This is a genomic window from Actinomadura sp. NPDC000600 (genome assembly GCF_040492135.1).
Lineage (GTDB): Bacteria > Actinomycetota > Actinomycetes > Streptosporangiales > Streptosporangiaceae > Spirillospora.
This window is the reverse complement of the sequence record NZ_JBEUPD010000017.1, coordinates 100,446-113,701: the sequence shown is the minus strand read 5'-3', so window position 1 is coordinate 113,701 and position 13,256 is coordinate 100,446. Positions and strand designations below refer to the sequence as shown.

Sequence of the window (13,256 nt, the reverse complement as noted above, 5' to 3'; positions counted from 1 at the left end):
CTGCCCACGACGTGACGCTCGCAACGTCGGATCCGCGGGGCGTTCGCGAGCCCGTCAGGAACGGTGTGGAAAAGGATGGACAAGAATCGCGCAGAGCGCCCCCTCGCCGGTCGCGGCACCGGCAAGCTTGGGCAGGTGCCCTCTTCGACCTCGTGAAGAGGGCTTCGAGAGCGGCGATGTTCGGACATGCCGGGTACGGTGCTGGCAGCAGGTGTGTCCGAAAGAGAGACTCGGGAACCCGGGGGAAGGGCACGCATGCGCCCTCGGTGGGCATCGGACGGCCGACCGGTGAGAGCACGGTCGCGCGGTCCGGCGTCCTCCGTGCCGTCAGGACAGGGCAGGAAGGACACGCATGCAGGAGCTGCGCCTCGTCGCGGTCAGCGAGGACGGTACGTACCTCGTCCTGGCCACCGCGGGCCGAGGCACCCGGTTCACCCTGCCCGTCGACGACCGGCTCCGCGCCGCGGTCCGTGGGCACTTCTCCCGCCTCGGCCAGTTCGAGATCGAAGTGGAGAGTCCCTTGCGCCCCAAGGAGATCCAGGCCCGCATCCGGTCCGGGGAGACCGCGGAGGAGATCGCCGAGTCGGCGGGCATCCCGGTCGAACGCGTCCGCTGGTTCGAGGGCCCGGTCCTGCAGGAACGCGAATACATGGCCCAGCAGGCGCAGCGCGTCGCCGTCCGCCGTCCCGGCGAGTCGACCCCGGGCCCGCCGCTCGGCGAGACCGTCGAGGAGCGCCTCGGCCGCGGCGGCGTCGACCTGGAAGAGGTCGAGTGGGACTCCTGGAAGTGCGAGGACAACACCTGGCGCGTCCGGCTGTCCTTCTTCGAGGGCGGCCGCCCGCACGCCGCCGAGTGGACGTTCGACCCGCGCCGCCGGCACGTCTCCCCGCTGGACGAGGTCGCCGCCCGGCTCACCTCCGTCGAGTGGGACGACGACGCGCTTTCCGACACCGTCACCCCGCTCGTCCCGCGCCGTCCCGCGATGAAGGTCGTCTCCAGCGACCGCGACACCGCGCCCTACGACCGCGGCATCGCCCCCGGCGGCCGCGAGTTCACCGCCCGGGGCCTGCCCGCCGAGCCGGAGCAGCCCGGCGCCCCCGAGCCGCTGCGCGCCGCGGAGCCCCGCGCGTACATCGTCGAGCGCGGCCGCATGGTCGACCCCCGGCCCGCCTTCCGCGAGGCGTCCGAGACGCCGTCGCTGCGCGAGGCCACGCAGCCCGGCCGGCCCGCGCACGGCCGTGAGGCGTCCCGTCCCGGCCCGCCGGCCGAGGACGCGGGTCAGGCCGCACCCTCCGCCGAGACGCCCGCCGACGAGGCCGTCACGCCCGCCCAGAGCGAGGAGCCGCGCGCCGCCGGGGCCGGGACGGCGGAGCCCGCCGAGGCCCCCGCGTCCGCCGAGGGGCACGACGAGAGCGCGGACGCCCTGGCGCACGAGACCGCCGAGCCCGGCGAGACCGCCGAGACGGTCGCCGAGAGCACCGCCGACGAGGCCGCCGCCGAAGCGGCGCGGCCTGCCGAGGACGTCCAGCAGCGGGAAGACGAGGCCGCCGCCTCCGAGGAGACCGAAGCGCTCGACGCGGAGGGCCCCGGAGAGGCTCGGGAAAAGGAGCACGCTTCCGCGGAACCGGCGGAGACGGATCTCCCGGAGCAGGCGCCCGAGGCACGCGACGACCACGAGGCCGACGAAGCGCACAAGGCAGACGACACGCCCGAGGCCGACGAAGCACCAGAGGCCGCGGCGTCCGCCGCGCCTGCCGAGCCGGTCGAGGCCGCGCCGGAGCCGCCTGCCCCGGCCGGGCCCGCCGGGGCCCCGCAGGCGCCTCCCGCCGCCCGGCCCCGGGTCGAGGCCGACGCGCCGCGCGCCCCCGAGGAGGAGCGGGAGGCCGCGCCGGTCCGCAAGCCCGCGCCGCCCCGCGAGCCCGCCGCCGAGAGCAAGCCCGCCGCGCCGCAGCGGCAGCCCGCGCGGCCGCCCGCCAAGAAGAAGCCGGCGGGCCGGCCCGCCATGCCCGCCGCTCAGGACAAGCCGGCCACCGGCTCGCCCGCCGCCGCGGCGGCGGCCGGGGAGTCCCCCGCCGCGCAGCGTCCGGCCCGGCGGCGCAAGGCGAAGGGCAAGCGCGCCTCCGTCCCGTCCTGGGACGAGATCATGTTCGGTGCCCGCCGGCCCGAATAGGCTCGGCGTCGGCACCTGGCGTCCCGTCCAGGAACGGGGTCAGCCACTCGGGCGTGATGGCGGCGGCGAGGGCCACGGCGTCGTCCTCGGACATGTCGGTCGCCGAGCAGCCCCCGTCGCCCGCGCCCACGGCGGCGAAGAGGGTGGCGAGGCCCAGCCTGCGCTGGAAGAGCGTCTGGCGCATCCGCCAGCCGATGACGGCCGAGTGCTCGACGACGACCTGGCGGCGGCGCAGTGAGCCCGACCGCACCGTGAGGCGCTCCCCGTCGGTGGCGTGGCCGAGCTGGCGGTAGCGGTCCAGGCCAAGCGGCACCGCGAGTACGGCCAGGACCGCGCACGCGTAGGCGACCCAGGGCTGTCCCGCGAGGACGGCGAGCACGCCGACGCCGACCGGAGCCGCCATGGCGCGGACGACGCGGCGGCTCCGCGCGGCCGGCGGGTGGGCGGTCAGCGGCCCCGGGACGTTCCCGACGACGCGCGCGGCGAGGGCCTCGGCGGCGGACCGCGGCGCGGCGGGCATCAGCCGCCCCCGCTGGGCGGCGTCCCCGAGCCCGGTGATGAGGGCGCCGAGGCGGGTCACGCCCGCCGCCCGCTCGAACGGGTTGTCGGCGAGCTCGACGCCCCGGAGGCGGCGGCGTTCGAGGGAGACGCTGCGGCGGGTGACGAGGCCGCGCTCGGCGACGACCGACCCGTCCCGCTCGTGGACGGTGAAGTCCCAGTTGAAGAGGGTGAAGGCGATCACCGACATGACGGGCATCGCGATCAGCGTCAGGATGATCAGCGCGAGGACCAGGGCGGTGGGGAGGCCCACCACGTCGTGCCCCAGGCTCTCCACGCGCTCCCGCGTGATGAGGCCGAGGTCGTCGCCGAGGTTGTAGACGGTGCCGAGGAGGCTGCCCGCCAGCGCGAAGGGCGTGAGCAGGTAGGCGCCGCTGAGCGGGGCGTACAGGTACCAGCGCCGGCGCATGCGGCCGAGCACGCGCCGCGGCGGCACCTCGACGTCGCGCGCCAGCAGGACGCCGCGCAGCCGCTCCGCCTCGGCACGGGAGACCGCGTTCAGCTCCCCTTCCCCGCCGTCCGCGCCGGCGTCGATCTGCACGACCGCCAGCCCGAGCAGCCGGTGCGGGAGGGACGCGCTGATGTCCACGCCCCGGATCCGGTCGCGCGGGATGCTCTTGACCGACCGGCCGATGAGCGCGCGCCGGAACTCGATCCGGTCGTCGTGCAGGACGTAGGTGAACGTCACCCAGTTCGCCACGTGGAAGAGAAGGCCGAAGGCCAGCCCCACGAGCGTGAAGTAGAACGCCGTGGACAGCCCGCCCACGAGCAGGCCCGTCGCACCGGCGGCCAGCAGGGCGATGAGCTCGCGGACCGCGCCGACGACGAAGGTGAGCGGGTGCAGGCGTGCGGTCACGTCGCGTCGTCGCGGAGGTCGTGCGCGCGGTGCGCGAGGTCTTCGGCGAGCCGCGTCGCCACGTCCACGGGCAGGCCGGAGACCTCCGAGGAGCCGGCGTGGGAGGCGGTGTTCACCTCGATCGTCGCCAGGCCCAGCATCCGTTCGATCAGGCCCTGCTTGCTGTCGACGGTCTGGATGCGCCCGACGGGCACCAGCAGCCACTCGCGGCTGAACCAGCCGGTGCGGGTGTAGACGACGTCGGCGCTGACCTCCCAGCGGTGGACGCGGTACCGCCACACGGGCGCGACCGCGACCATGAGCAGCCCCGCGCCGCCGACGATGTAGGGCAGCCATCCGATCCGGCCGGTCAGCCAGCCGGGCGGCGCGTCCCAGCCGGCGTCGCCGACCCAGGCGGCCACGCCGAGGGCGAGGCCGAACGCGAGGCCCCACAGCAGCAGGTACTCGATGGCCCAGTGCGCGATCGCGCGGGGCGAGACCCGGTGCTCGGGCGGCCGCAGCCGCGGCGGGTGCGGCCCCCCGCCGTCCCTCCGGCGACCGCGCCGCACCGACGTCACACCGCGAGTCTAGAACCCCGGAGGGGCCCTTCCGCCGTGCCGCGGGCCGGGAACGGCCAAGGAGCGGGCGGCACGATTCCCGGCGCGGCGACGTTTCTGTCAGTAGCGCGTGCGAGATTGTCGGGAGAGCAAGGAGATCCGCTGCGCACGAGATCGTCGGAATCGCGGGTTTGTCAGTGGGGCATGCGAGGTTTGTGGCGTGGTTCACGCCGCCGGCTGTGCTGTGCCCGGGCGGCGTGAAATTCGGATGCACCTGACCCGGACTCCGTCTACTTTTGCTGACTCCCCGGCCGGGGGGCACCGGCGTCCGGCAACCGAGTCCTAGGAGATCCCATGACCTACGCGATCCAGGCCGACGGCCTGGAGAAGCGGTTCGGTGAGACCCGGGCGCTGGACGGCGTCTCCCTCACCGCCGAAGCCGGCACGGTCCTCGGCGTGCTGGGGCCGAACGGCGCCGGCAAGACGACCATGACCCGGATCCTCGCCACGCTGATCGAGCCGAGCGGCGGCACCGCCCAGGTCGGCGGGTACGACGTGGTGAAGGAGGCGCACAAGGTGCGCCAGCTGATCGGGCTGACCGGCCAGTACGCCGGGGTCGACGAGATGCTGACCGGCACCGAGAACCTCGTCCTGATCGGGCGGCTGCTCGGCCTGCCGCGCCGGGAGTCCCGGGCGCGCGCCGCCGAACTGCTCGAGCGCTTCCAGCTCACCGATGCCGCCGAGCGCGCCGCCAAGACGTACTCGGGCGGCATGCGCCGCCGCCTCGACCTGGCGGCGAGCCTCGTCGGGCGCCCGCAGATCCTGTTCCTGGACGAGCCGACCACGGGCCTCGACCCGCGCAGCCGGAACGGCCTGTGGGACATCGTCCGCGGCCTGACCGACGACGGCGTCACCGTGCTGCTCACCACGCAGTACCTGGAGGAGGCCGACCAGCTCGCCGACGACATCATCGTCATCGACCGCGGCCAGGCCATCGCGCACGGCACGTCCGACATGCTGAAGGCCCAGGTCGGCGGGCAGGTGCTGGAGGTCAGGCCGGTCGACGCGGCGGACGTGGCCGCGGTGGAGCGGATCGTCGGGGAGCTGGCCGAGGCCGTCCCGGAGGTCCGCGACGACCTGGTCAGCGCGCCGATCACCGACCCGCAGCTGATGCCGGCCGTGGTCCGCCGCCTCGACGAGGCGGGCGTCGCCGTCGGCGAGCTGTCGCTGCGCAAGTCCAGCCTGGACGAGGTGTTCTTCGCCCTCACCGGCCACCACACCGACGACATCGACGCCGAGGCCGGCGAACTGGAGAAGCAGGCCGACAAGGAAGGTGCCTCCGCATGACCACCGCGACGCTCGCGCCGCAGGAGCTGTCCAAGCGGGTCGCGCCCGCCACGGCCCTGCGCAACACGGTCACGCTGGCCTGGCGCAACCTCGTCCAGATCAAGCACAACCCGATGGAACTGCTCGACCTGTCGATCCAGCCCATCATGTTCGTGCTGCTGTTCGCCTACGTGTTCGGCCCGCCGATGAAGGGCAGCGTCGAGGCGTACCTGCCGATCGTGATCCCCGGCATCATCGCCCAGAACGCCCTGTTCGCCGGGATGAGCACCGGATTCGGGCTGAACACCGACATCACCAAGGGCGTGTTCGACCGGTTCCGGAGCCTGCCGATCGCGCGCAGCGCCCCGCTCGCCGGGCGGATCATCGCCGACACCGTCAAGCAGGCGTGGTCGATGACGATCCTGCTGCTGGTCGGGTTCGCGATCGGCTTCCGGGTGGAGACCAACGTGCTGGCGGTGGGCGGCGCGTTCCTGCTGCTGCTGGCCTTCGCGATCCTGTTCTCCTGGACGTCGGTCTTCATCGCGATGAAGGTCAACGAGCCGGAGAAGGTGCAGATCTTCGGCTTTGTGGTGATCTTCCCGCTGAGCTTCCTCAGCACCGCGTTCATCCCGTCCACGAAGGGCATCCCCGGCTGGCTGGCGTTCTGCATGGACAACAGCCCGGTGACCCAGCTCGTGGAGGCGATGCGCGGCCTGCTGGTCGGCGGCCCCGTCCTGCAGCACGCCTGGATCGCGCTCGCGTGGGGCGTGGGCATCTCGCTGGTGTTCGCCCCCCTGTCCCTGCGCGCCTTCAAGCAGCGCGCCTGAGAACCGGGCCTGGAAACGGGGAACGCCCCGGCGGTCGGGTGACCGCCGGGGCGTTCTTGGCGAACCGAGGTGCGTTCGACCGGGTCAGGCCGCGTTCTGGTCGGCCTTCGCCTTCGCCTTGGCGTCGTCGAGGGCCGCGAGCTGGAAGTCGGCGCGCGGCTGCTCGATGGTCGCGAGCGAGACGGTCTCGCGCTTGAGGAACAGCGCGAGCGTCCAGTCCGCGATGACGCGGATCTTGCGGTTGAAGGTCGGGACCATCGCACCGTGGTAGCTGCGGTGGAAGAACCACGCGGGCCAGCCCTTGAGCTTGATGCCGAGGGGGTTGGCCACGCCCTTGTGCAGGCCGAGGCCCGCGACGGCGCCGAGGTTGCCGTGCACGTACGGCTTGAGGGTCTTGCCGCGCAGCGACCGGACGATGTTGTCGCCGAGCAGCTTGGCCTGCCGGACGGCGTGCTGGGCGTTCGGCGGGCAGAACTGGCCGTCCTCGGTGAGGTCCGGGATCGCGGCGTTGTCGCCCGCGGTGAACGCGCGGACGAGGCCCTCGATGGTGAGGTACTCGGTGCCCTTCACGCGGCCGCGCTCGTCCAGCGGCAGGTCGCCGTGCCGCACGACCGGCGACGGCTTGACGCCCGCGTTCCACACGAGGGTGCCGGCCGGGAAGCTGCTGCCGTCCGACAGCTCGATCTGCCCGTCCACCGCCGACTGCAGGAAGGTGTTCATCTTCACGGCGATGCCGCGCCCGCGCAGCTGCTCGGCGGTCCACTTGCCCATGTCGGGGCCGACCTCCGGCAGGATGCGGCCGGTCGCCTCGACCAGGATGAACCGCAGGTCCTGCGGGGTGACCTTGCGCATGTACTTGGTCGCGTCGCGGGTCATGTCCTCGAGCTCGGCGACCGCCTCGACGCCGGCGAACCCGCCGCCGACGAACACGAAGGTCAGCGCCTTGCGGCGCAGCTCGACGTCGTCGGTCGACTCGGCGATCTCCAGCTGCTCCAGGATGTGGTTGCGCAGGTGGATGGCCTCGCCGACGGTCTTCAGGCTGATGCCGTTCTCGGCGAGCCCGGGGATCGGCAGCAGCCGCGGCACCGCGCCGGCCGCCATGACCAGGTAGTCGTAGGAGATCCGCTCGGGCGGCCCGGCCAGGGGCTGGACGATCGCCCATCGCTCGTCGTGGTTCAGCTCGGTGACGCGCGCCTTGCGGACGGTGCACTTCGGCAGCACCCGGCGCAGCGGGACGACGACGTGCCGCGGGGAGATGTTCCCGGCGGCGGCCTCGGGCAGGAACGGCTGGTACGTCATGTACGAGTTGGGGTCGACGACGGTGACCCTGACCTCGCCCCTCCTCAGCTCCCGCTTCAGCTTCTTCTGCAGGCGAAGAGCGGTGTACATGCCCACATAGCCGCCACCCACGATGAGGATGTGGGGAGCGCCAGGGGTTCCCTCGGCGGTCCTGGCCATTGCGGCCCTCCAATGTCACGGTCGGCTTGTGAAGACATTCACAAACTAGCGGATGGAACGTGCCCTTCACCAACCAGGAACCAGGAAAGAACCGATGAACTTCCCGTGCGGGTAAACGAAGGGCCCGTATCGGGTGTGAAACCCGCCACTCCTTCCCCAAACACGGGATGGAACGGGGCAAAGTACGCATGACGAACGTCACAGGCCGCCCTGCCGGACGGCGCCTCCCCGGGGCGCGGCGAACCGCCCGTCCCACCCCCGAGAAAGCCCTATGGTTGGGGCGGACGAGGAAGGGGGCGCCGGCGGCGGGACGCACGCGGCCGAGAACCGGGGGCCGAGACGACGGCGGCCCGGCGGCGCGCGGCGTACGATCTCGCCCTGGAGCGTATCGATGATGAGCAGAGACCGGCGTTCGATCATGGCCGCGGCGGGCGCCCTCGCACTCGCCGGGGCGCTCAGCGGCTGCGGGCTGATCGGCCAGCCGGAGAACGAGAGCGCCGAGCTGTCGGAGTGGTTCACCGTGACCAGCCCGGTCTTCCGCGATGGGCGGGAGTTGCCCCCGAGATACGGCTGCACGACGTACCCTGGCGGGCAGGGCAAGACCCCGCCGCTCCGGTGGTCGGCGCCCGCCGGGACCAAGTCGTTCGCGATCGTGATGGACGACCCGGACGCCTCCGGCGGCGCCAAGGTCCACTGGGTGATCGCGGGCATCGACGGCACCGTGAACGAGCTGGTCGAAGGCGCCCGGCTGGACGGGACCGTCGTGGGGTTGAACACTGGCAAGAAGGCGGGCTACGCGCCCCCGTGCCCGCCCAAGGGAGAGAAGCATCGGTACCGGTTCAGCATCTACGCGCTGGACGATCCGGCACCGTTCAAGAACGGCGCGGCTTTGAAGGACTCGCTCCCCGCGATCGCCAAGCACACGGTGGGCCGCGGGCGGATCACCGGGAACTTCGGCGGCGAGCAGGCGCGTTGACCGTGGAGCCTGAGAGCACAGGGTCAGGGCGGGGCCCCTCAGGGGGCGGAGCTGTCAGGGGTGTGCGGATCGGCGGAGTTGGCCGATCGGCACGCGCCGTGTGAGGGTAAATGTGCGCGAAGGGTGTGACAACGGTCATAGCGGTCGGACAGAATCGGGGTAAGCCAAGGCGGCGGAAACCCGTGACTATCCGGACGCTGGCGACAATCGGGACGGACCCGCGGTCCGCGCTGGCGACTCTCGCCGGGCCAAGGCATTGGGTGGTGGCATGACTTCTTACATCGTGGTCTTCGGCCTCATTGTGGTCGTCGTCCTCGTGGTCGTCCTCGTGGCCCTCGGCCTGCGAGCCAGCAGAGCGGGAGGCGATGACGACGACGACTGGATGGACGACGAGCCGCAGAAGCAGCCGCGCGGCCGCCGAGGAATCCCCCCGCCGCAGGAGCCGATGGGCGGCCCGGACGAGTACGGCCCCGGCTACGACGAGGGCTACGACGGCGGCTACGACCGCGCGCCCGAGCCCGTCCCCGACCGCCGCGTCGCCGGCGGCGGAGGCGGCCCGCTCGCCGCTCCCACCTCCGGCCCGCCCCCGTCCGCCCCGCCTCCCCCGCCGCCGGGCCACGCGTCCGACGAGATGGAGGACGACGACTACTGGGCGACGATCACCTTCGACAAGCCCAAGTTCCCCTGGCAGCACGACGAGGGCGGCGCGCGGCAGGAGCCCGACCCGGCCGCCGACCCCCTGAACGCGCCGCAGGCCCCTCCGCCCGAGCAGCCGGCCGTCGAGCCGCCCGGCCTCACCCAGCCCGTCTCGCTGGGCGCCGACGGCACCGTCCTCAACGGCCTCGGCGGCGGGACCGGCCCGCAGCAGGCTCCCCAGGGCCCCGGCGGCTTCCAGGGCGGCTCCCCGTTCCCGGGCAACGACCCGGGCGCGACGTCGCTCGACCCCATCCCGGCCGACCTGGCCGGGCCGGGCGGCTCCGGCGTCCAGGGCCCCTTCGGCGGCCCCGGCGCGCCCGACCAGCCGGTGTACGGCGGCCAGGAGCCCCAGCCCGCGTACGGCGCCGCCGACTACGGCCCCGGCGACTCCTCCTACGGCGGCCAGGACCAGTACGGGAGCCAGGACCAGTACGGCGGCCAGGACCAGTACGGCGGAGGCCAGGACCAGTACGGCGGCGACCAGCCGCAGTACGGCGTCCCCGAGCAGCCGCAGTACGGCACCCAGGAGCCGTCCTACGGCGACTACACCTCCGACCCGCTCGGCGGCGGCCGTCCGGCCGCCGGCCCGCCGCCCGGAGGCCGCCAGGACTACGACATGCCGCTCGGCCCGTCCGGTCCCGGCGGGGCCCTCGGCGGCGACCCGCTCGGGCTGCCCCTCGGCCGTCCCGAGGAGCCGCCGGCGCCGCCCGCGCCGCCGGCCCCTTCCGCGCCCGCACCGGCGTCGCACGGCGGCCCCGGCGGAGGCTCCGACACCGACGGCCACAAGCTCCCGACCGTCGACGAACTGCTCCAGCGCATCCAGTCCGACCGCCAGCGGTCGACGGGCCCGGCGCCGTCGTCCGACCCGGGCGGCTCCTACGGCGGCTCCCTGAACGACCCGCTGAGCGACCCGCTGGGCACCGGCTCGTACGGGACGAGTTCTACCGGCGCGCCGAGCACTGGCAACACCGGCCCGTGGCCGGCGCCGTCCGGCGGTCAGGGCGGCTATGACCCGGGAGCCGGGTCCGGCCAGGGCTACGACTCCGGGATGGGCGCTCCGTCCGGGTACGGGCAGGGCCAGCAGAGCGACGGCTACCCGACCGCCCCGGCCTACGGCGACTCCCAGCGCTACGACGACCCGCTCGGCGGGTTCGGCGGAGGCGGCGGCGAGAGCGGCTCCGGCGGCTCCGGCGCCTACGGCGACTTCAGCGGCAGCAGCTACAACGGCGGAAACGACCCGCTGGCGGCGCCGCACGACCAGGGCACCGGCGGCTACCCCGACCCGAACGCCACGCAGGCGTACGGGTCGGGCTACTACGGCGGCACGCCCCAGCAACAGCAGCAGGGCGGCGGCTACCCGCAGGGCGGCCAGCAGAACGACAACCCCCCGTACGGCTCCCGCCAGCAGGCCGACGACTGGGAGAACTACCGCCGCTGACCACCGCGCGTTCTACCCGCGCATCCGACCCGCACAATCGACCCGCACAGTCGACCGAGGGCCGCCGGATCCGTCCGGCGGCCCTCGTCTTGTCGGGGCCGAGCACCGCCGGTTCTGATTGAATACGTTGTGTGACTAAAAAGCCACCGAGCGTGTCCACCGTGCGGCGCGACCTGCTCGCCTCGTTCGTCGTGTTCCTGGTCGCGATCCCGCTCTCGCTGGGCATCGCCGTCGCCTCCGGCGCGCCCGTCGCGGCCGGGCTGATCGCCGCGGTCGCCGGCGGCATCGTCGCGGGCCTGATCGGCGGCTCGCCGCTCCAGGTCAGCGGCCCGGCCGCCGGGCTGACCGTGCTGGTCGCCGGCCTCGTGCAGACCTACGGCTGGCGCGCCACCTGCACGATCACCATGCTCGCCGGGCTGGTGCAGATCCTGCTCGGCGCGAGCCGGGTCGCGCGCGCCGCCCTCGTCGTCTCCCCCGCCGTCGTGCACGGGATGCTCGCCGGGGTCGGCATCCTGATCGTCCTCGCCCAGGTGCACGTGGTCCTCGGAGGCAGCCCCCAGGAGTCGGCCGTCACGAACCTGCTGGAGTTCCCCGGGCAGCTCGCGCGGCCGCACACCCAGTCCGCGCTCGTCGCCGGGCTGACGGTCCTCGTCGTGCTGGGCTGGTCCCGGCTGCCGCGGATCGCGGCGTTCCGCCTCGTTCCGGGCCCGCTGCCCGCCGTCGTCCTGGCCACCGCCGTCGCGTGGGCCCTCGACTGGCGGGTGCCGCGCGTCGACCTGCCGTCCTCGCTGCTGGACGACTGGAGCACGCCCGTCATGCCGCAGGGGACGCTGTTCGGCATCACCGGCGCGGTCCTCTCCGTGGCGCTCGTGGCCGCCGTCGAGTCCCTGTTGTGCAGCGTCGCGGTCGACCGCGCGCGGCCCGCCGGCGTCCCGCCCGCCGACCTCGACCGCGACCTGCTCGGCCAGGGCGCCGCGAACGCCGTCTCCGGCGTGCTGGGCGGCCTGCCGGTCACCGGCGTGATCGTCCGCAGCACCGCCAACGTCGAGGCGGGCGGCCGCACCCGGCTGTCCCCCGTCCTGCACGGCGTCTGGGTCCTCGTCCTCGCCCTGGCCTGCGGGCCGCTCATCGAGCAGGTCCCGCTGGCGGCGCTGGCCGCGCTGCTGGTCGTGCTCGGCGTCCGGCTGGCCGACCTGTCCCGGGTCCGCGACCTGCGCCACCACCGGGAGGCGCCGGCCTACTTCGTCACCCTCGGCGGCGTCGTGCTGTTCGGACTCGGCGAGGGCGTCCTGCTCGGCGTCGGTGTCATGGCGGTGCTGGCCCTGCGCCGGCTGACCCGGCTCTCGGTCCGGACGGAGCAGCTCGTCCCCGACCCCGCGGACGCCCTCGCCCCGCCCCGCTGGCACGTGGTCGTCGAGGGCACGTTCACCTTCCTGGGCGTCCCCCGCGTGGCCCGGGCGCTCCAGCGGATCCCGGCGGACGGCAGCGTCGATCTGGACCTCAACGTCGACTTCATGGATCACGCAGCGTTCGACGCCGTCCACCGCTGGCGGCTGGCGCACGAACGCCAAGGAGGGAGGGTCGACATCGACGAGGTACATGAGGCTTGGTATGAAAGAGCTGTGACAGGCGATATGTCCCAACCGGCAAAGACTCCGCTCCCTGCCCGCTGGTGGGCGCCGTGGTCGAATCGGCGGCGGCGCTCCGAGACCGAGCTCGACGCACCCGAGATGTCCCCCGCGGACGTCCTGCTGAACGGCGTCCGCGAGTACCACGGGCGCACGGCCCGGCTGGTCCGGCCGATCATGGCCGAGCTCGCGATGGAGCAGAAACCGCAGCACCTGTTCATCACCTGCGTCGACTCGCGCATCGTGCCCAACATCATCACCGCGAGCGGCCCCGGCGACCTGTTCATCAACAGGAACGTCGGCGCCCTGGTGCCCCGGCACGGCTCCCGCACGCCCGACGACTCCGTCGCGGCCACCGTCGAGTACGCCGTCAACGTCCTGGACATCAAGACGATCACGGTCTGCGGCCACTCCAACTGCGGTGCGATGGCCGCGCTGCTCGCCGGCGGCGCCGAGGTCGAGCACCTCGAGGGCCTGTCCCGCTGGCTGAAGCACGGCAACCACAGCCTCGCCCGCTTCCTGGCCGAGAAGCCGTCCGGCGACGAGCAGCCCCTCACCCGCCTCTGCAAGATCAACGTGATGCAGCAGCTCGACAACCTGCTGACCTATCCGTGGCTCCGGGAGCGGGTCGAGGCCGGCGAGATCGAGCTCGTGGGCCTCTACCTGGACCTCGGCACCGCCACCGTCGAGGTCTTCGACCAGGCCGGCGGCGGCTTCGCCCCCGTCCTGGACGAGGCCCCGCAGCCCGGGTCCCTCACGTGAAAGCGCGGGTCGTCCCCGGCCGGAC

At 73.5% G+C, this 13,256-nt stretch carries 9 protein-coding genes; 6 read left to right on the top strand and 3 right to left on the bottom strand.

Features of this window, described 5'->3' with window-relative positions:
- Positions 1-352: 352 nt before the first annotated feature.
- Entirely contained in the window at positions 353-2,170 is a 1,818-nt protein-coding gene (gene sepH, locus ABWI07_RS24340) for a septation protein SepH (protein ID WP_353819903.1), read from the top strand.
- Here sepH and ABWI07_RS24335 read toward each other — a convergent pair.
- Positions 2,142-3,584 (bottom strand): PH domain-containing protein, encoded by a 1,443-nt coding sequence (locus ABWI07_RS24335; protein ID WP_149262285.1) that lies wholly within the window; start codon positions 3,582-3,584, stop codon positions 2,142-2,144. The two genes, sepH and ABWI07_RS24335, sit on opposite strands and share 29 nt — an antisense overlap.
- Complete coding sequence (locus ABWI07_RS24330; protein ID WP_353819902.1) at positions 3,581-4,141, bottom strand: PH domain-containing protein; 561 nt, start codon at positions 4,139-4,141, stop codon at positions 3,581-3,583. The genes ABWI07_RS24335 and ABWI07_RS24330 overlap by 4 nt, the downstream gene beginning before the upstream one ends.
- A gap of 333 nt (positions 4,142-4,474) precedes the next feature.
- Between ABWI07_RS24330 and ABWI07_RS24325 the strand changes: the two genes are divergently transcribed.
- Complete coding sequence (locus ABWI07_RS24325) at positions 4,475-5,467, top strand: ATP-binding cassette domain-containing protein (protein ID WP_149262284.1); 993 nt, start codon at positions 4,475-4,477, stop codon at positions 5,465-5,467.
- Positions 5,464-6,273, top strand: coding sequence for an ABC transporter permease (locus ABWI07_RS24320; protein WP_149262283.1), 810 nt, complete (start codon positions 5,464-5,466; stop codon positions 6,271-6,273). The genes ABWI07_RS24325 and ABWI07_RS24320 overlap by 4 nt, the downstream gene beginning before the upstream one ends.
- A gap of 84 nt (positions 6,274-6,357) precedes the next feature.
- Here the strand turns inward: ABWI07_RS24320 and ABWI07_RS24315 are convergent, their stop codons facing one another.
- Positions 6,358-7,731 (bottom strand): NAD(P)/FAD-dependent oxidoreductase, encoded by a 1,374-nt coding sequence (locus tag ABWI07_RS24315; RefSeq protein ID WP_149262282.1) that lies wholly within the window; start codon positions 7,729-7,731, stop codon positions 6,358-6,360.
- A 391-nt stretch (positions 7,732-8,122) separates the two neighbouring features.
- On the opposite strand from ABWI07_RS24315, the gene ABWI07_RS24310 reads away from it, so the two are divergent.
- The 3 genes from ABWI07_RS24310 to ABWI07_RS24300 all read left to right on the top strand — a co-directional run bounded on the left by ABWI07_RS24310 (position 8,123) and on the right by ABWI07_RS24300 (position 13,231).
- Complete coding sequence (locus tag ABWI07_RS24310; protein WP_353819900.1) at positions 8,123-8,707, top strand: YbhB/YbcL family Raf kinase inhibitor-like protein; 585 nt, start codon at positions 8,123-8,125, stop codon at positions 8,705-8,707.
- Positions 8,708-8,975: 268 nt separating this feature from the next.
- Entirely contained in the window at positions 8,976-10,841 is a 1,866-nt protein-coding gene (locus tag ABWI07_RS24305) for a hypothetical protein (RefSeq protein WP_353819899.1), read from the top strand.
- A 131-nt stretch (positions 10,842-10,972) separates the two neighbouring features.
- Complete coding sequence (locus ABWI07_RS24300; RefSeq protein WP_353819898.1) at positions 10,973-13,231, top strand: SulP family inorganic anion transporter; 2,259 nt, start codon at positions 10,973-10,975, stop codon at positions 13,229-13,231.
- Positions 13,232-13,256 lie beyond the last annotated feature (25 nt).